18 protein-coding genes are annotated in these 22604 nt (G+C 33.2%); 2 read left to right on the top strand and 16 right to left on the bottom strand.

Annotated features, from left to right (window positions below; genetic code table 11):
- Nucleotides 1-72: 72 nt before the first annotated feature.
- From STERM_RS01730 to STERM_RS01680, 11 genes are all read right to left on the bottom strand, one after another.
- A complete protein-coding gene (locus STERM_RS01730; protein ID WP_012859830.1) occupies nucleotides 73-891 on the bottom strand; it encodes a hypothetical protein in 819 nt (272 codons plus the stop codon).
- Between the two features lie 13 nt (nucleotides 892-904).
- On the bottom strand, nucleotides 905-1708 hold the full coding sequence (locus tag STERM_RS01725) for a hypothetical protein (RefSeq protein ID WP_012859829.1): 804 nt from the start codon (nucleotides 1706-1708) through the stop codon (nucleotides 905-907).
- 1 nt (nucleotide 1709) lies between these two features.
- Nucleotides 1710-2927: a PAAR-like protein gene (locus STERM_RS01720; protein WP_012859828.1), complete on the bottom strand. Its 1218-nt coding sequence runs from the start codon at nucleotides 2925-2927 to the stop codon at nucleotides 1710-1712.
- 26 nt (nucleotides 2928-2953) lie between these two features.
- The gene (locus STERM_RS20990) at nucleotides 2954-3850 is read right to left on the bottom strand and encodes a tetratricopeptide repeat protein (protein WP_012859827.1); all 897 of its coding nucleotides are present in this window, start codon (nucleotides 3848-3850) and stop codon (nucleotides 2954-2956) included.
- A 141-nt stretch (nucleotides 3851-3991) separates the two neighbouring features.
- Nucleotides 3992-4888, bottom strand: coding sequence for an SEL1-like repeat protein (locus STERM_RS20985; RefSeq protein ID WP_012859825.1), 897 nt, complete (start codon nucleotides 4886-4888; stop codon nucleotides 3992-3994).
- Between the two features lie 134 nt (nucleotides 4889-5022).
- Nucleotides 5023-5919, bottom strand: a complete 897-nt coding sequence (locus STERM_RS01705) for a tetratricopeptide repeat protein (protein ID WP_012859823.1) — start codon at nucleotides 5917-5919, stop codon at nucleotides 5023-5025.
- Nucleotides 5867-6112 carry a hypothetical protein gene (locus STERM_RS01700; RefSeq protein ID WP_012859822.1) on the bottom strand — a complete coding sequence of 82 codons (246 nt, stop codon included), beginning with the start codon at nucleotides 6110-6112 and terminating at the stop codon, nucleotides 5867-5869. The genes STERM_RS01705 and STERM_RS01700 overlap by 53 nt, the downstream gene beginning before the upstream one ends.
- A gap of 6 nt (nucleotides 6113-6118) precedes the next feature.
- A complete protein-coding gene (locus STERM_RS20980) occupies nucleotides 6119-6955 on the bottom strand; it encodes a tetratricopeptide repeat protein (protein ID WP_012859821.1) in 837 nt (278 codons plus the stop codon).
- Between the two features lie 153 nt (nucleotides 6956-7108).
- Nucleotides 7109-7906, bottom strand: a complete 798-nt coding sequence (locus tag STERM_RS20975; RefSeq protein ID WP_012859820.1) for a tetratricopeptide repeat protein — start codon at nucleotides 7904-7906, stop codon at nucleotides 7109-7111.
- A 30-nt stretch (nucleotides 7907-7936) separates the two neighbouring features.
- A complete protein-coding gene (locus STERM_RS01685; protein ID WP_012859819.1) occupies nucleotides 7937-9148 on the bottom strand; it encodes a hypothetical protein in 1212 nt (403 codons plus the stop codon).
- Nucleotides 9149-9298: 150 nt separating this feature from the next.
- Nucleotides 9299-9601 (bottom strand): hypothetical protein, encoded by a 303-nt coding sequence (locus tag STERM_RS01680; RefSeq protein WP_012859818.1) that lies wholly within the window; start codon nucleotides 9599-9601, stop codon nucleotides 9299-9301.
- A gap of 279 nt (nucleotides 9602-9880) precedes the next feature.
- Here STERM_RS01680 and STERM_RS01675 point away from each other — a divergent pair, with 279 nt between their 5' ends.
- Nucleotides 9881-10354, top strand: a complete 474-nt coding sequence (locus STERM_RS01675; protein WP_012859817.1) for a DUF6194 family protein — start codon at nucleotides 9881-9883, stop codon at nucleotides 10352-10354.
- Nucleotides 10355-11040: 686 nt separating this feature from the next.
- Here the strand turns inward: STERM_RS01675 and STERM_RS21990 are convergent.
- Entirely contained in the window at nucleotides 11041-11238 is a 198-nt protein-coding gene (locus STERM_RS21990; RefSeq protein WP_147289461.1) for a hypothetical protein, read from the bottom strand.
- Nucleotides 11239-11273: 35 nt separating this feature from the next.
- Here STERM_RS21990 and STERM_RS01670 point away from each other — a divergent pair, with 35 nt between their 5' ends.
- The gene (locus tag STERM_RS01670) at nucleotides 11274-12863 is read left to right on the top strand and encodes a hypothetical protein (protein ID WP_012859816.1); all 1590 of its coding nucleotides are present in this window, start codon (nucleotides 11274-11276) and stop codon (nucleotides 12861-12863) included.
- Nucleotides 12864-13401: 538 nt separating this feature from the next.
- Here the strand turns inward: STERM_RS01670 and STERM_RS01665 are convergent.
- From STERM_RS01665 to STERM_RS01650, 4 genes are all read right to left on the bottom strand, one after another.
- Entirely contained in the window at nucleotides 13402-13965 is a 564-nt protein-coding gene (locus STERM_RS01665) for a TetR/AcrR family transcriptional regulator (protein WP_012859815.1), read from the bottom strand.
- Nucleotides 13966-14058: 93 nt separating this feature from the next.
- A complete protein-coding gene (locus STERM_RS01660) occupies nucleotides 14059-22029 on the bottom strand; it encodes an autotransporter domain-containing protein (protein ID WP_012859814.1) in 7971 nt (2656 codons plus the stop codon).
- A 12-nt stretch (nucleotides 22030-22041) separates the two neighbouring features.
- Nucleotides 22042-22308, bottom strand: a complete 267-nt coding sequence (locus tag STERM_RS01655) for a hypothetical protein (protein WP_012859813.1) — start codon at nucleotides 22306-22308, stop codon at nucleotides 22042-22044.
- 16 nt (nucleotides 22309-22324) lie between these two features.
- Nucleotides 22325-22603, bottom strand: coding sequence for a hypothetical protein (locus STERM_RS01650; protein WP_012859812.1), 279 nt, complete (start codon nucleotides 22601-22603; stop codon nucleotides 22325-22327).
- Nucleotide 22604 lies beyond the last annotated feature (1 nt).

Raw genomic sequence — 22604 nt, 5'->3', positions numbered from 1 at the left:
TCCCTGTTTTCTTTTCCAAAAACTTTATCTGAAAAATCATAAAGAATTTGATTTTTTTCATATTGTTCCGCTTTATTTTTCCATAATTCTATAAACAGTTTTATAATTTTTCCCCTCGGCCGATAATATTCTTGTTGTATTCATTTCTTTCATAAAACCATGTATTTTGTCAAATTTATAATTCCCTATAATTTTTGTATCAAATCCAAAACTTTCATTTTCAGAATTTCCGAAATACTTTTTTAATAACGTCGGTATCTCCTGTTTATTTTCCATTTCTGCTTCATATAACAAAGATACTGTGTCTTCATTATTCCCGGAAAGCTTGATATCAAATATAAACGGGATGCTTAAACCATAAATAATATCATCAAAATTTTTTCTTACATTAACGGACTCTGCATTATTATAAGCTTTATTATAAATATCTATAAAAAAATAACTCAAAATATGTGTATTCATCATATTTTGCTTAAATATTTCTTCATTTTCCATCATGGACTTAAATTTTTGTATTAAATATACCAATAACTGACCTTTTTCGGGATATTTTTTAATATAGCTAAAGGAATCAGATTCCAGATTTTTTATAATTTCTCTTTTATTTTTCACTTTTATTATTTTATTTTCACTATTCAAAATCAGATTATAGTAATTATATTTTTTATATAATTCTGTAACAAAAGCAGTTTTAAAAGAATTTACACAAAAATTACTTTCTCCGTATATAATTTTCATTTTACATTCAAAGTCATTATACTTATTTTTTTCTATTTTTATTTCCATTCTGCTTTTGGATTGATACTCTATTTCATCATCTCTGTATCCTTCCTGAATAAGTTCATAATTTTTCTCAAACCCTGAAGAAAATTTCAAAAAATGCTCTGACATTCCGCCTCCTGTTTTATATTTCAATAATTTTTACCTTTTGGAATATATTTATATCATAATCTATTTCCAGCTGTGAATAAAAAACATAATCTTTTACAAACCCGTTTTCTTTATCTGAAGCTATAGCTGCTTTATAATCAAGATTATATCTTCGCATATTATGGTTATATTTTTCCCTTATGATTCTTTCCAGACTGTAATCACTTAATAATAAATCATCTTTTTCTCCGCTAATAATTATTTTGCCGTTATTCATTATTTTCTTCAATCTCATCGGAATCATTATACCGGGTATAAGATCAAAAAATTCATACTCAATAGTTTCAGGAAGTCTGCCATAAAAATTTATCTCATCAAATCTATAAAGCGGAAAAAACAGATGCCGGAATATCCTGTTACTGCTTAAAAAATATATCAGTCTGTCCTTTTCAGCCAATATTTCACTAAGAAGTACGATACTTCCGGCTTTCAAATTCATTTCATCAACATATTCCATCGTTATTAAAAATTTTTCTATTAGCATGTCATAATTAGGAACATCCTGAATTTTCATTTTTTCATTCACAATAATAAATAAACAGCTGAAAATTTCCTCAAGTTCTGATAAATAACTGTTATTTGTTTCATTCTCAAACTGCAGTTTTTTTTCTTTTATTCCCAGTAAGTAAAATTTTCCTTTTTGATAAGGATTGCTGCTCTCCAGTTCTTCCAAAGTTTTTATATGCAGCTCTGAAGTCCATTTTATATTTTCTGTTATTCCGTCAATATCTGTTATATTTTCCAGTTCATACCGGTATTTTTTATTCAAATCCCTCATATCAATCCCCCATATACATGAAAAACGGTTCATTCGCATATGAAATTTTTAAGTTATATGCGGCTTTTGGCGTTAAACTATCTTTTACATTCATTGCCACATCTTTTATATTTGATTTTTGATTATTAAGTTTCATATTATAATAGTCCTCCAGAAGTCTGTTATTAGAATTATTTCTATTCAAAGCCTTATTCCACTTTTTACTCCCTTCAGCATGATTTGCCATTTTCTCTGTTTGCAGTATATTATTTTTTTTAGCCCATTCAGCTGTTTCTCCTGCTTTTTTTACTTGTTTTGCATTCCTAAATGCACTTATTCCTGAACCTACGAGACCTGCCGTATCATATCCCAAAGCAAAATTATCACCTGCTTCTTCATCACCTAAAATAGACCCTACTGTCATAGCTAAAATATCAGGCTCTTTATAATCTTTCATTTCCTCTATACTCATATTATCTAATTTATGCTGATCATTTAATTTTAAAGTTGCATTTATAGTTCTTCTTCCTCCATCCAGTATAAGAAGCCCTGATTCCGGCGCCAGCTGAAGTGCAATTGGGATTGTCATAGGATTAGTAACAGAAATTCCAGCTCCTGCTAAGCCTGCTACTCCTATTCCTGTCTCTAAAACACCTATACTTAAATCCAAGACAGCAGCTGTCTCCGGACTCCAAATATCCTTAAAATCCCTTTGCAGATCTGCAGTAACAAGCATCAAATCCTGACCGTTGCTTTCAAATTTCACCTTTACCGACGGATCAACCTTACATACCAAATATGAGTTTAGCCTTAATGCTTTAAACTTATTTATTACTAATTCCGATGTATTTTCCCATCTCACAGCTTTTTCCTTTATTTCACAAAATCCACTCGGACTTTTCTCACATTTGGTTGTTTTAGATACTGAAAAATTCTCCGGTTTTATATCCTTATCCGATCCCAACGGATCTATCCCCATCAGGAGTGCCTTGGGTTCAGTAACAAGAAAGCTTATTTTCTGCGATGCATCATATTCTCCGCTTGCAGTTAATATAGTGTCTTTTTCTATATTTGGACATGTCAGTATTGCTCCATCACATATATAAGTCTTTTCTGAGCCCTTGGGTATTTTTTGGTATTGGGTTGTAGTTTTTTCTTGCTGAATTTCAAATTCTTCATCTCTTCCTGTATTATTTTCACTATTTGAAAAATATATTGTTTTTATAACTTTGAATTCCATATAAGTTAACCACTCCTCAAGTATTATTAGTCCATATTACACTTTTCTATATATATATCTACATCATTACTATTTTGTAATTTTTTTTTCACTTCTAAAATATTACAATTTATCATTTTATTATCAGGTTCTTTCTTTAAAGCTTTCTCTAAAAAATATAAACTCTTTTCAAATTCATTCATTTTAGAATATAAAATTCCTATATTATTATAAATTTCTTTTGATTGATCCCCCATTTCCAAAGCTTTTAAATACCATTTCTCTGCTTCTTTATAATCTTTTTTCTTTGAGTATAATGCTCCAATCGCTTTGTAAGCTGGGACATAATTTTGATTTGCAGCTTTCAAATACCATTCCTCTGCTTTTCTATATTCTTTTTTATTCTTATCTATTACACCTAAATTAAACTGAGCCTGTGCGCTTCCAGCTTCGGCAGCTTTCAAATACCAAGCTTCTTCTTCTTTTTTATTATTTTCATTTCCATGTATTAAAGCTAAGTTTAACATAGCTCCTACATTCCCCTGTTCCCCTGCCTTGATATACCATTTCTTAGCTTCTTCCAGTCTGCTGTTCTCATCATAATAATATCCTAAATTAAACTGGGCCCGGCTATCACCGCCTTCCGCTGCCTGTTTCGCCCATTTCTCAAAATTTTCATAATCTTCTTTCTCAAGGTAGTAATCACTTAATGCATAAGCTCCTCTTGGGTCATATTTAGCTGCTGCTTCAAAGTATTTCTTAGCTTCTTCCGGCCTTGAGCCGTATATTATCTGTCCTGATATTAAAAGATCTTCTATTTGCTGCTTGGTAGGGTTGTCTCCCAGATTCTTTTTTATATGCTCTTCCACTTTATCAGACGTGTTGCCACTACCACACCCTAATATTAAAAACAAACTCATTACAAGTATAAATATTTTTTTCATTTTTCTCCTTCTTATAAACATTTTATCTAATATTTACTATTAAAAGTATTCCAGTTCTTCCCATGCTATCATTATCGCCAAAAAAATATACTGCTTTTATGGCTTTGAATTCCATATAAATCATTTTCTCCTAATATATTATTATTTTACTCCACATTTTTCTTTATAAATTTTAATATTATCACTATCTTCTAATTTTTCTTTCACTCTTAGAATATTACAATTTATCATTTTATTATCAGGATCTTTTTCAAAAGCTTTTTGAAAAAAATATAAACTTTTTCTAAATTCCCCTATTTCAAAGTATAAATTACCTATATTATTATAAACTTCTTTTGTCTGATCACCATTCTCTAAAGCTTTTAAATACCATTTTTCTGATTCTTTATATTTTTTGAACTCTGAATATAAACTTCCCAAAGCTCTATATGCAGAAAGATGATTTTGATTCGCCGCTTTCAAATACCATTCTTCTGATTTTTTTAATTCTTTTTTATTCCGATTTATTACCCCTAAATTATACTGAGCCTGTGCGTTTCCAGCCTCCGCTGCCTTCAAGTACCAAGATTCTTCCTCTTTTTCATTTTTTTGATTTTCATATAACAATGCTAAGTTTAACATAGCCCCTACATTCCCCTGTTCCCCTGCCTTGATATACCATTTCTTAGCTTCTTCCAGTCTATTATTCTCATCATAATAATATCCTAAATTAAACTGGGCTCGCTTATCGCCGCCTTCCGCTGCTTGTTTCGCCCATTTCTCAAAATTTTCATAATCTTCCTTCTCAAGGTAATAATCACTTAATGCATAAGCTCCTCTTGGGTCATATTTAGCTGCTGCTTCAAAATATTTCTTAGCTTCTTCCGGTCTTGAGCCGTATATTACCTGTCCTGATATCAACAGCTCTTCTATTTGCTGCTTAGTGGGGTTGTCTCCCAGATTCTTTTTTATGTGTTCCTCCACTCTATCAGATGAGTTGCCACTGTCACACCCTAATATTAAAAACAAACTCATTACAAGTATAAATATTTTTTTCATTTTTTCCCTTCTTATAAACATTTTATCTAATATTTACTATTAAAAGTATTCCAGTTCTTCCCATACTATTACTATCACCATAAAAATATACTGTTTTTATACCTTTAAATTCCATACAAATTACTCTTCATATGTTATTTTATATTGCATTTTTCTTCATTTTTTTCCGTATTACTCCCATCTTTCAGTTTTTTCTTCACTTTTAAAATATTACAATTAATTGTTACATTGTTAGAATCTTTTTCCAAAGCTTTTTCAAAAAAATATAAACTTTTCTCAAATTCATTTATATTAAAATATAAATTTCCGATATTATTATAAATTTCTTTTGATTGATCTCCCATTTCTAAAGCTTTTAAATACCATTTTTCTGCCTCTTTATATTTTTCTTCTTCTGAATAAATATATCCGAGTGCTCGATAAGATGAAAGATGACTCTGGTTAGCTGCCTTTAAATACCATTCTTCTGCTTTATTGAAATCAGCGTTTTCCATATATATTATTCCTAAATTATACTGGGCTTGTGCATTTCCGGCTTCTGCAGCTTTCAAATACCATTTCTCTGCCTTTTTTTCATCTTTTTCATTTTCATACAACAATGCTAAATTTAACATAGCTCCTACATCTCCCTGTTCCCCCGCCTTGATATACCATCTCTTAGCTTCTTCCAATCTGCTGTTCTCATCATAATAATACCCTAAATTAAACTGGGCTCGGCTATCTCCACCTTCCGCTGCCTGTTTCGCCCATTTCTCAAAATTTTCATATTCTTCCTTTTCAAGGTAATAATCACTTAATGCATAAGCTCCTCTCGGATCGTATTTAGCTGCTGCTTCAAAATATTTCTTAGCTTCTTCCGGCCTTGAGCCGTATATTACCTGTCCTGATATCAACAACTCTTCTATTTGCTGCTTCGTGGGATTATTCCCCAGATTCTTTTTTATATGCTCTTCCACTCTATCAGATGAGTTGCCACTGTCACACCCTAATATTAAAAACAAACTCATTATAAGTATAAATATTTTTTTCATTTTTCTCCTTTATCAAATATTTACTATTTAAAAGTATCTTTCCTATATTTGGACATGTCAATATTCCTCCATCGCATATATAAATCTTTTCTGAGCCCTTGGGTATTTTTTGATATTGAGTTCTTTGGATTTTTTCTCCATAAGTTTTTTTAGGAATATAAAATATCTTATATTTTTTATCTATATTGTCCAAAAACGTTTATTTTCCTCTCAATTCTATTAGTTTTTTCTCTGAATCATTATCACCAAGACTGAAAGATTTCTCATACCAATAAATTGCTTTCTCTTTATTATTTAATTTTTCTTCATACAACTCTCCTAAATTATATTGTGCTTTTATATTCCCTTGTTTAGATGATTTTAAAAGCCATTTTTCAGCCTCTTTAAAATTTCCAATTCTTTTATACACAATCCCTAAATTATTTTGAGCATCACTGTCTCCTTCAAGAGAAGCATTTAAAAAATATTTTTCAGCCTCGATATTTTGATTCTTTTCCATAAACATAACACCTAAATTATATTGTGCCTGTATATTTCCAGATTCCGCTGCTTTCAAATACCATTTTTTCTTTTCATTTATATTGTTCTCAATGTCGTATATTAATCCTAAATTTAACATAGCTCCTACATTCCCCTGTTCCCCAGCCTTGATATACCATTTCTTAGCTTCTTCCAGCCTATTTCTCTCATCATAATAATATCCTAAATTAAACTGGGCTCGGCTATCTCCGCCTTCCGCTGCCTGTTTCGCCCATCTCTCAAAATTTTCATAATCTTCTTTCTCAAGGTAATAATCACTTAATGCATAAGCTCCTCTCGGATCGTATTTAGCTGCTGCTTCAAAATATTTCTTAGCTTCTTCCGGTCTTGAGCCGTATATTACCTGTCCTGATATCAACAGCTCTTCTATTTGCTGCTTAGTGGGATTATTCCCCAGATTCTTTTTTATATGTTCCTCCACTCTATCAGATGAGTTGCCTCTACCACACCCTAATATTAAAAACAAACTCATTGTAAGTATAAATATTTTTTTCATTTCTCACACTCATTTAAATTTTTTATCTAATATTTACTATTTAAAAATATCCTTCATTAACTTAAAATAACCAAAATTAGTTCCACCTTGTATCACTATCAAAATATGTAGACCTTAAAACTTCAAATTTTATTATCCACCACCTTTTATATATTATTTTTTACAATTTTTTCTATTTATTGTTATACCATCATATTTTTTTAATTTTTCCTTTGTTTTCATAATATTACAATTAATTACTTTATTTTCCTTATCTTTACTTAAGGCTATTTCTAAAAACTTTAAACTTTTACTATAATCTCCGAGTTCATAATATAGATATCCTAAATTACTATATATTTGCCAAGAGTTATTTCCACTTTCTAATGCCTGTAGATACATATATTCCGCTTCTTTAAATCTTTTTTCTTCTGAATATATTCTCCCGAGTGCATTATATGCTTTTGAATGATTATTTTGTATAGCTTTCAAATACCATTTTTCCGCCTCATTCCAATTATTTTCATTAAAATATATAATTCCTAAATTAAATTGGGCTTCTGAGTCCCCCTGTTCCCCCGCCTTGATATACCATCTCTTAGCTTCTTCCAGCCTATTTCTCTCATCATAATAATATCCTAAATTAAACTGGGCTCGGCTATCGCCGCCTTCTGCTGCCTGTTTCACCCATTTCTCAAAATTTTCATAATCTTCTTTCTCAAGGTAATAATCACTTAATGCATAAGCTCCTCTTGGATCATATTTAGCTGCAGCTTCAAAGTATTTCTTAGCTTCTTCCGGTCTTGAGCCGTATATTACCTGTCCTGATATTAACAGCTCTTCTATTTGCTGCTTGTTAGGGTTGTCCCCCAGATTCTTTTTTATATGTTCCTCCACTTTATCAGGTAAGTTTTGCTTCCCGCAGCTAAATATTACCAGCAAACTTACAACGGATATACATAACTTTTTCATTTTTTTCTCCTAATTTGAATTCAGCTGCTATTAACCATTTATAATAACATTAGTTCCAGCTTTAACAACAGAGAAGCCACCGGAGTTTATAGTTGTATTCCCCACTGAATTAATAACAGTTTCTCCTGATACAGTCTGATTAATATTTTGAGAAATTACAACTGTTTCACCCTCTATTATTTCATTCTTTCCTTTGGCATTTACATTAAAATTTCCACTGCCTACACCTAAATCCATACTGTTTTTAGCATTCATATTTACATTATCTGTTACACTTATCCCAAATACCCTGCTGTTCAATTGAAAATCAAACATAGGAACCCCGCCTGCACTCTCATCACCTGCCAAAGTATAATTTCGCACATTCGGATTACTGAACCGCTCACTTCCAGGATTGTTTACAGCACCTGTTATATAAGAAAAATTCTCATTATTATTTGGGATATAAACTGTTACGACATCTCCCTTTTCAGGCGTACAAAACATGCCGCTATTACTGCTGCTGTATTCTGTACAATATGGAAAGTTATAAGCTCCCGCATATTCATCTTCATAAGCCTGAAATTTACTTCCTGCCGATTTTTCAAGTCCGTGGGAAAAATCAATTTTCATAGTTGCTACTCCGTCTACACCACCTGTTTCCATCACTTTTCCTTCTATTATATATCCTCCCGAATTATTCACAGTTTCAAATTCATGTGACATTTCTATTAACTCATAATCATTTACCACATAATTATCTTTTATTTTTAGTAATGCCTTTGACACTATTCTTGTATCTGATCCCTCTTCTCCACGGCTCCCCTGATTTGCAAGAGTTATTTTTACTCTTTCGCCTGTATTATACGGATCAGTGGATTCCCTGACTCTGAAAATAATATTTTCTCTTTCACGTCCCCGTCCATATACAGCATTATTTAATTGGGCGTTATATACTTCAAGATTTATTTCATTCCCCATAACAATTTCATTAAGATGTGAAGCCATCGGAATTCCCATATCTTTACATATTCTTACTAGAAAATCCCAGTCATTTTCATTATACTGCATATATATTTTCTCAATATTTCTGTCAAATTCATTGCCAATATATGCTGTAATATCAGGATACTCAGCCATAATAGTTTCTGCTATCTGTCTGTAAGTTATTTCCATACTCTGAAAGGATCTGAATTTCAAGATCTTATTCATTTGAAATGTTGCTGATGGTGTTTCTATAATTACTGCTGCTCTTTCCCCCATACTTTCCTCAATATTTATATTTTCAATATTGAATGTATGAAATATTTTTTTAAATTTGCCGTCTTTATTAATCAGTTCTATTTCTAAAACATTATTCAGTGTAAAAACATAACCATAATATTTATCTATCTCCTCTGATGCAATAGTAAATTACATTTTTAAATAGTCATGATTAAAAAGCTTCTTATCAATTTCAAAATCGATATCTTTAATATCCAGACTTTCTTTATTAATCTTTAAAATAATATTTTTTCCGGTAAATAATTCAGGTAATTTCTCCCCGGTAATATTCACCGGACTCTGTAAATTTCCGACACTGTGACTGCTTATATTTGCTTTATTAACATTCATAAAGTTATTTTTAATATCTGCGGCTTCTTTTTTTATATTTGTACTTTCAGAATATTTCTCTGCCAATTCGCTGAAAATATCATCCAAACTCTTATTTTCCATCATATTCCTCCATAGTAAATCATTTTATAATATAATTATAATATCATATGCTATGAAAAAATAAAACATTTATTTAACTAAAATATATTTAAAATTCTTTACTTATAAATAATATAAAAATACATATTTTATTAGTTTTAAATATAAAAATTACGATATTATTTTTTTAAATTTTACTAATTAATTTCCCCTGATCTGCTCCCAAAAATAAATATGACACAAAGCTGTCATATTTTATAAGATACAATACTTTATATAAACAAAATAGGAGTGAAATTTATGAGAAAAGCTGATGATATACTGGATTATTGCATAAAAAATCTTAAAGGAACAGTTTTAATAGAGACCTGGGGTGAAAAAGCAGTATTTTATAACCCGGGAAATATTCTGAAAAAAGGAGTTTATGTACTCACGATAAAGGAAAAGGACGGAGAAAATGATAAAGCCTCCGGACTGGACAGAAAGGACATATTCAGAGTGAATCTCGGATTGAGGAAAGAAGCTTTCATAAAACTTTTTGGTGAAATTCCTGCCCGCCCGGCTGCCGGAGCAGTCGTCGATATGAATTATGATTTTAAGAAAACTGATGAAATTCTTCCGCATCCGGTTTATGCATGGATGGGATGGATAAGTATCCTAAACCCTGCCAAGAATACTGACAATACTTTAATTCCATTTATTAATGAAGCATACAGCTTTGCAAAAGAGAAATTCGAAAAAAGACATTCAAAAATCCAGAAAAAATTAAAGTAAAATATTTATATAAGAGTAAACTGAATTAGCTCACTCTACAGTTAAAATCTTTACATTATAGTACATTTCCCTTTAATATACTGATTCTTTCCGATTCTGACTTACATTTTTTCTAGAATCAGGCAGTTTTGAAAATTTCAGCTGCCTTTTTTCATGTGTAAAAAATACTTGATCCCTCGATATTTATATTAATTTCTTAAAATTTATTTTATTAAATAAATTTATAGTTATCCGACATTTTATACTAAAATAACCTGAAATTTTCCAAATGTACAAATCAAGATATCTGTTTTTTTCATTTGTGAACTACTATAAACATAGAAATTGTATGTGAAAACTTTATTTTTATTTTTTTATTGACAAATTAAGGCGTTAATTATATAATTGACTTAGTTAGCTAATAATTATATATTAATAACCTCTTGAAATGAAGCAGTTATTATTGGAAGTGATTTTTTAGATATAAAAACACTTCATTTATTAACTCAGAAACATATCACTGCTAAATCAGTGATGTAAAAGTTCATTTCAGTCTTATTAACAGATCAAGAATGTTCAGGAAAATCTGAAGAGGATAATGAATAAACTGTATACTCTCAGTTTTCAAACAAGCAATTACCAGAAACATCATCAATATTTCAAAAAATTAGGATTACAAATACCGCAGTATTAAATGTTTTAAACACTTAAGAAACAAAGAGAATACCAAAGAAGACAAAGGAACCTGTAATATTTCCGGCTAAACAAGAGTCAGTAATTTCCAAAGAGACTTTGCCAGCCTGCAAATTATAAACAGTAACTTTTGAATTTGAAACAAAATGAATTAAAGGAAGCCTTTCTTTTAATTCTGAAATTATCAGCAAGTCTTGATCTTTTTTAAACATTTATATCAAAATAAAATTATTCAGGAGGAAAAATTATGACAACCAAAAAATTTTTTAAGAAATTATGTTTACTTGGTACAATGAGCTTTGCTTTAACATCAAGTTTATATGCTGAAAGTTTACCTAAACCAAATCCTTACCTATCTGCACCTGTTTACGGATTGACACATTTTGATCCTGCTCAGACTGACTCTGTTCCATATGCAGTTAAAAGCGGAACATATAATATTGATCTGAATAAATTAAAAAATGTAAACGGAGGACCGGTAAATATTATAACACTTGCTTCTACAAGCCAAAATTATATGTGGGGTGTTTCCAGTCAGGGAGTTTCATATATTGATATCTCAAACGGAAACTTTAAAGAAGCAGCGCGTTTAGATGCTCCCGGAATAAAGGTTATAACTCCGGAAGTACATAAACAAGTACTTGGGAAAAAATATAAAACCGCTAAAGAAGTCGAGGATGCCGTGGCAAATATTTACGGTCTGGGTACTACAAGAATCTTTAACGGAATATACAGTGTAGTAGACAACAATAATGTTGTATATGCTGATTATGTCGACGGTTCAGATCCGGTAATCTATGCTTTTGCATTGAAAGATTCTTCTAATCCTTCTAAAGGAATTGAAATAATCGGAACACTCAACTTAAAAAATGTTCTAAAACAAGGTGAAACTCTAGCCGGTGTAAGTCTGACTTATGACGGAAAACTTATCATAGTAGGAAACCGTTCGATTTCAGTTACTGACAGAAGCCTGAAAGGTGAACTTCAGACAGTACGTTTCGGTGATGACGAATATATTTCAAACTCTGTTGCCGTTGATGAAAAAAATGGAATTTATGTAGCTTCTGATAAATATATGAGAAAAGTAGTGTGGACTGGAACTAAACTGTCTACAGACGAAAAAGACGGAGCATGGGCTTCATTATATGATACAGGAATAGAACCTCCTACAGTTAAAGTAGGAAAAGGAACAGGGTCTACACCTACTCTGATGGGATTCGGAAATGATGAAGACAAACTCGTTGTTATTACTGACGGTGCTAACAGAATGAATCTTGTTGCATTCTGGAGAGATAATATTCCTGCTAATTTCAAACAAAAACCAGGTACAAAATCAAACAGAATTGCCGACCAGATCAAAGTAACTGCCGGGCTTCCTGAAAGTACAGAATTTGTTCAGACAGAACAATCAGTAGTTGTAAAAGATTATGGTGCATTTGTAGTTAATAATATTGGTCAGCCTGGTCCAAAAGATAAACTGGCCGGTGTAATAGCTTTAGGACCGGTTACTACTCCTCCTGTAGGTGCCGAAAGATTCGAATGGGATACAAAAACTGATTCTTGGAAATCTGTATGGACTAGAAATGATGTTTCTTCTACAAGTATGGTTCCTGCTGTAAGTACAAAATCAAATATAGTATTTGTCAACGGATATTCAGCTAAAGCCGGATGGGAAGTAACAGGAATGGATTGGAATACTGGAAAAACAGTTCACAGAACAGTATTTGGATATAATAACTACGGAAACGGAGCATACGCTATAATACAGTTCTTCCCTAACGGAGACATGTTATTTAACAGTATCGCAGGGCCGTTCAGAATAAAATATACTAAATAAATTAACATATAAAAATTATAAAATAAAATGCACCCTAAAAGTTAGATAAAACTAACAAACAGCGGTGCATTTTTTATGTCAAAATTCGTTATAAAATATTCCGAGTATTAAATAGAGTATTGATCCCGTATCGGTTTATATCATTTTCTTTGATTTCCAAGTTTTAATACTGTGCAAATTATCAGATTCAAAAATTCTTTTTTCCCCAAAAATAAAGCAACAAACAAATGAAATAGTTTAATAACTATTATTAGGATTACTCTAATATATAATCTTAATATATCTTTTATTTGTTATTTTTTTATTTCCCGCTACAGGCTCATTATTGTCTCTGGTCTTTCTTCATCGTCAGTTCTTAATATTTCATACTTTTTATTCACTGACATATCTTAAAAGTAATAATATTTTGAATCCCTAAATTGAAAAATTAGTCTAAAAAACATTAAACTATAATCTACATAACTTAATTTTTTCCTGTATCTTAATTTATAAAATAATTTCTCCACAGCCACCCCTATAATTCCGAATACTTATATATTCAATTATTATATTTAGTATCCAATATCTCATTCCCCCAGAAAGAAGCATGGATATCTCTTATTTCATATTCTGCAAGATTTCTTCCGTTTACCAGTTTACTATCATACAATACTTCATATATTGAACCTAAAAACATATTCAGCTTTAATAACATCCGTTTTTTATGATTTACATCCTGCTGTTCAGTTAATAAAATATTTTTAAAATTTATCAAGAAATCCTGACTCTTTATTTCTTCTTCCAGATAGCAGGAGCCTTTCATACTTATCAAAAAAAATAAGATTTCTTCCCTCTCCTCTAAAAATTTTATTAATGCTCTTGTCAGTATAAACAATTTATTTTTATTACTTTCAGCCGTTCTGACTTCATTTAGATTTCTTGTTATCTCTTCCAGTGAATAATCCGCCATCTCTTTATATATTTCACTTTTATTCTTAAAATGATAATACAGACTTCCGGGGCTTAAATCCAGCCTTTTTACTATTTCGCCTATTGTTGTTTTCTCCAGTTTCTTTTCCTTCATTAACTCTAATGTTATTTTGATTACTTCTTTTCTATCCATTCTTATCCTTTCAGAGATAAGAAAAGAGTGCTTCCGGACTTGAACATACCACGCTTTTGTCCGGAAACTCCCTGCTCACTCTATATTAGTTAATTAAAAAACAGCTTTTAATGTTACGCCTACCTTGTAGCTTTCCCCGTCCTTTGTAACTTCATTAAAGGCCTTGCCGTATTCCCCCGTAATAAATATCCCGTATCTGTCTGTTACCTCTACTCCGAGCATTCCCTTCAGCTTTAATTCCCCTTTATCTTCTGCCGGCTTTGCCAGCTTGTATGTCTCTCCAAATGACTGTAATCTTGCTGTTTCTTCCGGCTGCGCTTCTCCAAGCTCATATTCATATTTTACTTCCAATGCCGATTTCAGCTCCCAGGCCGATCTGCTTCCCAATGGTATATTACTGTCCACTCTTATTCCGGCTCCCGGCTTTATGCTGTATGCATTGTTGGAATCTATCTCTAAGGCTGATACCGATGATTCCTCTTTCACTTTATCCAGATACTGATATCCAAAATCTAGACTTAATAAAGGACTTATCTTTAACACCTTATTTAATTCAAACTCCTTAAGTAATGTATTATCCAGTGAAACTCCGTATGACATATACTTATCATCCAGCTTTTCTATTGAATCTGTCCAGTCTATATTTCTGTCTACATTATGTAAATTTAACCTTCCTGTCAGATCACTTCTCAGCTTCCAGCTGTTCTTTCTATATATATTATGAACCCCTAATTGTAACGTATCTACCCATTCCTCACTATTATTTCCATCCTGCAGCTCAAAGCTGTTTCTTGCATATCCTAATGAATAACCAAATTTATGTGCATAAGTTCTCTCGACTTCTCTTAAGGCATATACTCCCGCTGTCTCATATTTATAGTCCATTACACCTTCTTTGTTTTCATAAGTTTTCCCTGCTCCGGCAAGTACTGACACCTTTACATTCTCTTTTGTATTATTCTCTGAATTTTCCATCAGGTCGAGTGCATTGTCAAATCCTCTTTTTATGTCATAACCTCTTTGTGCTCTGTTGGCATAATAGGCTCCTGACAGTGATGTCATTATTCTTCTCAAGTCTGATTCTGTTTCTATTTTATCTATCTTATCGTATAAACTCAGTCTGTCTCCTGTTGCATCTTCATAGTTTTTATCAAGTATTGATGCCATTTCTTCCCATGACAGACCTTCTCCGAATTCTGTCAGGTCTCTTTTCGTCATCCATATATCAAGATTTCCGTTGCTGTTTGTTATAGGTATTGCTTCCCATAATATTCCTTTACTCTTTATGGCTGCTTTCCCGTAATTTATTCCTCCGCCTGCTGTTAACGGCACGAATACATCTTCCAGCTTGTAAGTCTTATGATTTGTTCCCTGTGAAAAATCTGATGTGACCTGTATATTTCTTAGTACGAATTCATCTGCTATGAATTGTACCGCATTTGATATCAGATATTTCCCGTTTACATCTTCCGGATGATAATCGCTCGTTGCCAGTGAAGCCTCTTTTACACTTGAAGGATCTACTTTTATTTGTATTATTGCATCTTCCGGTACTTCAAAACGTTCATTTACCTTTATTATCCCTGCATTTATGATAGATGGTTTTGAATACGAAGGTCCTGAGCCCACATGATCTACCGGTGAAGAAGCCGAAGCATCCACTGTTCCTGTATGCACTGCTGTCAGGTCGCTTGTGCTTCCTGTTCCGTCTGTTACTATTGCTCTTCCGTTTGCTGATATATTTATGTCTATTATTCCGTTATTTATCAGTACAGAATTATTTTTCAGCAGGATTCCTATTCCGTTTGTTCCTGTTGATCTTACTGTTCCGTTATTTTCCACTATTGAATAAGTATCTGCATAGATTCCTATACTGTTTGCTCCTGTTGTTTCTACCAGATTGTTATTTATTATCTTTACATTATCTACTCCGGCAATTCCTATTGAATTATTTCCTGTCAGTATGATCTGTCCTGTATTAATAAATTCCTGTGTTACTCCGGTAATTGTATCTCCCTTTTCTATGTACACTCCTACTCCATTATCTGCACTTGATGTTATCAAGCCGCTGTTTGATATTGTCCCGTTTGGTGTGTATGCATAAAGTCCCAGTCCGTTATCTCCGAAAGTTATCTTATGAGTATTATTTATTGATGTAGTTCCTACTCCGTATATTCCGACAGCATACTGTCTGTCTGAAGGATTTGACGGATTCTGATATGTATTTCCTACTGTTATATCTCCGCTGTTGACTATACTTCCTGTATTGGAATATATTCCTACACCCATATCTCCTGCATTTAAGATTCCTGTATTTGTAATAGCACTTCCTATATTACCAATATCTGCTCTTCCTCCGTATATCAGAACTCTTCCGTCTTTGGTATCTGTTCCTCCTCCGGCTGCTGTCATGTTTCCGTTATTAGTGATAGTTGAATTTTCTGTGTAAATTCCAATTGAAGCCAATCCTATATTCATATTAGCATTATTCGTTACTATACTTCCGTCTTTCCCTACTATTCCAAAGCTTCCTGCCGCACTTCCGCTTAAAGCTCCGCTTGTATCTCCTACATTTAGATTATTGGTATTTCCTAATGTTACACCGGCTGAATTTGTGGCATATATACCTGCTCCGTTATCATCTGCTATATTTATTGCTGTATTGTTTACATTGCCTGTTCCGCCGTTTAAATATATTCCGAGGGCATTTTTATCTGCTGAAAGCACTCCGCCGTTTTGATTTATATCTATTCCTTTTCCGTAGATCCCTATTGAAGATGCACCAATAACTATATTTCCTGTATTATTAATCTCTGCTCCGTTTTCTCCGTAAATTCCCAATATTACATCATTTGATGATGATGACGCTGCCAGATTAAGATTTCCCGTATTCGTTACATTTAACTGTGCATTATTCAGAGTAGTTCCGTAGATTCCTATTCCCGAATCCGAATTTACATTTATTCCGCCGTTGTTTAACATAGTATTTGTATTCAGATTATCTGAATTACTTGATAATATTCCTACCGAACCTATTCCTGATACATTTGTGAAGCCGTTATTTTCAATATCACCGTCCTGATGTATTATTCCCAATGCTGAGTTATCATTTAGATTAACTGAATTTGCCAGTGTTGTTTTTACTCCAGAACCTGAAATTCCTTTGGCAAATACTCCTTTTTGACCATTCTCCACATTTATTGTCAGTCCCTGTAATGTCATATTTACATTTCCGTTATTCTGGGCATAAAGTCCTATTGAGCCTGTTCCGCTTCTTACCTCAAGGGTTTTATTAGATGCCACATCTCCTTCTTCTGAATAAATACCTATCTGCTTACTTCTATTCAGATCATATGTTCCTCCTGAGCTGTCTGTCAGTGTTACATTTGTTCCTGTTCCTCTTTTTATGTAATTGAAGATAGAGTTATCCCCTACACTTATTGTTCCTCCTGTTATATTTAAAACTGAATCTCCTGTTGCCGCTGCTCCTATTGAATAGTTTCCTGACTGTATTGCTCCTGACTGAATATTTATGCTGCTGTTATTTCCTATTATTCCTGCTGCATATTCTATTGTCAGCCCTGAGTCAAAGCCGTTTCCTGCTGTAATATTTCCTGTATTCAGAATATTAGTATGACTTCCGTAGATTCCTGTTGTATTAGTTCCTGTTACACTTATCACGCCATTATTTGTGATCTCTGATTTTACCAGAGGCTCTGCTCCTGTTGATGATATCCCCACTGTATTGTTTCCTGAGGATATTATCTGACCTGAGTTTATCAGATAATTTTCCTTTGTTAGTCCTGTATAGCTTGGTGAGCCTGTTCTGTCTAAAGCATACATACCCACAGAATTTTCCCCGATATTTATTGCTCCTGCATTTTCAAGGATAGATCCTATACTTGCATACAGGGCTGCTCCATTATCTGCTATGGTTATTGTTCCTGTTGTTTCATTTTTTATATATGAATTTTCTCCAAATATCCCTATTCCTTTGTTTCCTAAATCTATTTTGTTATTATTTATTCCCTGTGAAGACATATTAGAATGCAAAAGTACTCCCGGAGAGCTTTCCAGTGTATTTTCTATATAGATTCCTATAGAGCTTTCTGCAGGAACTCCGCTTATGAGTTTTGATACCAGTTCTCCGTCATTTGTTATTATCCCTGTTTCACCGTGGATTGCCACACTTTCTTTTGGTATTTCCAGTTTAGTTCCTGCTGTATTTGTGTAATTTGAGTATATTACCCTGAAAAGCTCTATTCCGCTGTCAGGTGTTATTATGACTGTACTTGGGGATATATTTACATTACCTCCGTTTTTCACAAGGAACAGCACTCCTCCTTCAGTAAGCTCTACCTTGCCTCCTGTTACATTTATATCTCCTGTATCTGCTCCCAGAACTATTCCAGAGTTTCCGTTTACCTGAATGTATGCATTATTTATATTCAGTCCGTTTACATTAGTTGCTGCATCAAGATATACTCCTACGGATGACAGGTTTCCTCCTGCTGTTCCTACTTTTATATCCGGTACTGTCAGACTTCCGCTTCCGTTATATGTTACTGCATTGCCTGTTCCGCCTTCTTCATAGTAAAGTCCCACAGTTCCGTTACCGCCTGTCAGCTTTGTTGATACTGTTAACGGAGAAGAAATATCTTTTATTCCAAGAACTATTGGTTTGATGCTTGCTGCTGATCCGGTATTGTTCCCTATTGTTATGCTGTTTATTGAGCTGTCTATAGCTGAATTCCCTGTTAATGCGACTCCTGTTATGTCATTTCCAAGTGTGATGTCTGTATTTATACCCAGCAGTGATTTTATTGTTCCGTCCTCAAGAAAGTATCCTGTGCTTCCCTTTCCTAGTGTGAAGTTAGCTGAATCCAGTACATCAATATCTATATCTCCGTTTTTAGCATATACTGCTATACTGTTTTCACCTGTTGTGATTGAAGTAAGAGTATCTATTATATTCTGATTTTCCAGATAAAGACCTACTCCGTTATCCTGTGTTTCCAGATTACCAAGATTTACAGTTCTTGCATTTGCTGTTGATTTTAAATATGCTGCTGTTCCGTAATCACCTGTTTTTATTGTTCCGTTGTTATTTATATTTCCGTTTTCTAGAAATACTCCCAGTGATCCTTCGTTTAATGCTGAATGACCTGTCAGTGTTATTCCGTTTGACAGGATATTTACAGTAGCTTTTTCTCCCTTGGCTACTACTCCTATTCCGTTAGTTAATGCTGTTATTGCATTTGCCGTATTTCCTATATCAAGTACTGAATCATTTGTATTTGAAGCATTACCGTTCAGATATACTCCTATACCTCCTGCACCGAGTTCAAGGCTGCTTTCAAATTCCGTTTTTCCTCCGTTTATCAGTATTCCCAGATTTTCACTTCCGGGAGATGATACTGATATTTTTCCTGCTCCTGTTATTCTTATATCCTGATTTTTTGCATATATTCCTATGCTGTTTGCAGTGGAAGATGATACATTATTTATCAGTCCGCTGTTTATTATATGAAGCTTATCTCCTGATGTATATGCTGCTGACTCTGCAGCTATTCCTACTCCGCCTCCGCTTATATTAATAGACTTTACTGCATTATTTATTACTGTTTTTCCCAAAGCGGTACTGTTATTATGGATATATATTCCTGTTCCTGCTGCTGCATTTAATGTTCCGTTATTTGTTACTATATTTCCGGCTGGTAATGCTCCTGTTATCTGATACAGCAGTCCTATTGAATCAGCTGAGAGCAGTGAAGAGCTCGTATCCATATTTACTGTTCCGTTAAATACTATTGGTTTTACAGCCGAGAATACTCCTGCCGACTTTCCTTTCAGGCTTATCGTGGAGTTTATTGCTGCATTTCCAGTATATCCGTTGTCAAAGTATACTCCGTAATCATAATTACTTCCTGTAGATGTAAGGTTTATATTTCCGCCTATTGTCCCTATTGAATTACCTTTCAGATATATACCTATATCATTTCCTTTAGTGGTAAGATTTACTTCACCTGTATTATTTACTGTTGCGTTATCAGAATATATTCCTACATTCTTTCCTGCAGTAGTTGTATCTGTTAAGTTAATTTTACCGCTGTTTGAAAAAGTACTTCCTGTTCCTATTATTGAAGCTCCTATATTCTCGCTTCCGGCTGTGATATTCATTGTTATTTCTGCATTTGTTCCTGTGTTCTCTATTCTGTTTCCAGTTCCTCCACCTGTTCCGTACATTCCTATGTTTTTACCGCCTGTTGCTGTTAGTGCTATTTTTCCATTATTTATACCTGTAGAACTGCTGTTGATTACTGCAATTCCTGTTGAATCTGCAGCAGTTCCCAAAATATTTACGGCTTTTCCAGATACATATTTATTGGTTACAGAACCGGAATTTATTCTTATTCCATTACTGTAGTTTCCGCTTACATTTATTATTCCGTCGTTACTCAATGCCAGATTTTTATTGAGATATATTCCCGACGAAGTATCAGCAGCCGATGAAGCTCCGCCGTTTTCTATGTTTATAGTTCCGGAATTTAATGATGTCCCTGTTGGTAATTCTGTCCCGCCTTCTATAACGACTCCGTAACTCCCGTATCCTTTCATAGTAATAGTTCCGTTTTGAATATATGTATTAGTTAAAGTCCCGATATTGCCTGATGATTTTACATTGCTTCCGTCAAGTCTACCCTGAGTAAGCAGTATACCAAAACTGTTATTTCCTCTCATTAATATAGTTCCGCCTGTTGCATTTTCAACCCCTATATTAAATTGATTGCCGTTTTGACTTATTAACGAATCTATCCCGACACTTTCGTCGCCTTTAATATCAATAGTTCCAGAATTTTTAACTTTTATTGTACTTGTTAAATCAGAACCGCTTTTGAATTCCATTCCTATAGTTTTTCCAGTTCCTATGGATTGCATCATTCCTGTATTTTCAAACATTGAATGGTTATATGCCCCGTATCCTCCTTCTATTTCCACAATTAAAGTGGTGTCAGAATACACACCTGTAACTGTTCCACTATATGATACATCAGATGTTAAAGTTCCAGATGAATTCACATACAAAATATCATTTGTATTCCCTGTAGTTACTCCGGAAGAAGCTCTATGAGACTCTACAAGCACAACACGTGACCCGACTTTCTCTGTTTTTAAACTCCCGGTTATATTATATGTCATTGAGCCTGTTCCTCCAGACTGCATTGCTCCGTTCCAGTTCACTCCGTGAGGACCGATTATTTGAATTAATCCTGTAGGATTGGTTGTACTTGTAACCAAAGTAGTTGTTCCCGGTGCATCTAGATTAGTATGTAAGTTTGCTGCACCGGAACTGCTGTTGAATCCGTTACCATTTCTGGCAAGCTGCGGATTTACCAAAGTTACCGGATTAAATGTTTTTGCGGCAATACTTATGTTTATCGGACTTACCTGAACATTTTTAGTGATATTAATATCATTTATATTAGTGGTTGTCACTGTATTAAGCTGTATGTTCGGCAAAGCCGGCAGCTGAGGAATATCTATTACCAAAGGTATTTTATTCAGATTTATTGAAGCAACACTTTCTATTACGGGAAGTGATATATTCGGATTTATATCCTGTAAGTTCAGATACTTATATGGTATACTCGGACCTACTTTTACTTCCTTATATGAATCTGCCTGAATCATCGGCTTATTCTTCCCGGACCAGTTTGATTCCGAATCATCTCCTTCTCTTGCATGATTTGAACTCAAACTCCCCGTTCTTGCATCTTCGTTATAGAAACCTGTAAAAAACATCTGCCATTCCAGATATTCAGGTTTTACTATATAGTCACCCTGTAAATGCAGATCTTTTAATTCCTTATTTTTCTGCTTAAGTATTTTTTCTATTGTTTGATAAGCTTTTTCATTTGAACTTCCTTTATCCAAATTTTTTGTTATACTGTTATACAGCCTGTCATATTTTTGGCTTGAAGAAGCCGCTGCACCTGACACATGCGGCGCTAATATCGCATTTAATGCTAAAAATGATACTAATAATTTCTTATTCCTTGTCATTATTCCTCCTTATTATTTTATATTATTTTCTGCTTTGTATTCTTCTATTCTAAATAATAAATCTTCTATTTCCTGTATTTCCGATACTTTCTTATCTATCTGCTTATCCACTTTTATCAGTTCTCTTTCCAGTCTTGTTCCGCTGTTAAGATGCTGTCTTAGATTCGTCCATTTCCCTCTTGCCCCTTCTCTCAGTTCCCTTCTATACTCGTAAACAGATGCTGAATGCAGTATCGTTCCCGCTATTATAAAAAGCATCAGTATCACTGTCTTTTTCATTCTTCCTCCTTAAGTACTATCTCTTTCTCATTCTCACTTTTTCATCCGGTATTAATTCCTTTTCTTCCGCTTTTATTCTGTCCAGCATCGTATACCAATACCCTCTTTTTTCCGGCAATGTTACATATACTGATTCCTGAGTTCTCCGCAAAGCCTTTTCATATGATGAATATACACCATCCTGATCATAGTCTTTTGTTATACTTTCTTCCAGTGATCTTTGCACTCTTATTTCACTACAGTGAATAGTAAGCGAAAAAGCTATTAATGAAAATATTAATATATTTTTTCTCATT

The sequence above is a fragment of the Sebaldella termitidis ATCC 33386 genome (assembly GCF_000024405.1).
Taxonomy (GTDB): Bacteria; Fusobacteriota; Fusobacteriia; order Fusobacteriales; family Leptotrichiaceae; genus Sebaldella; species Sebaldella termitidis.
This window is presented reverse-complemented; position numbering and strand designations above follow the sequence as displayed.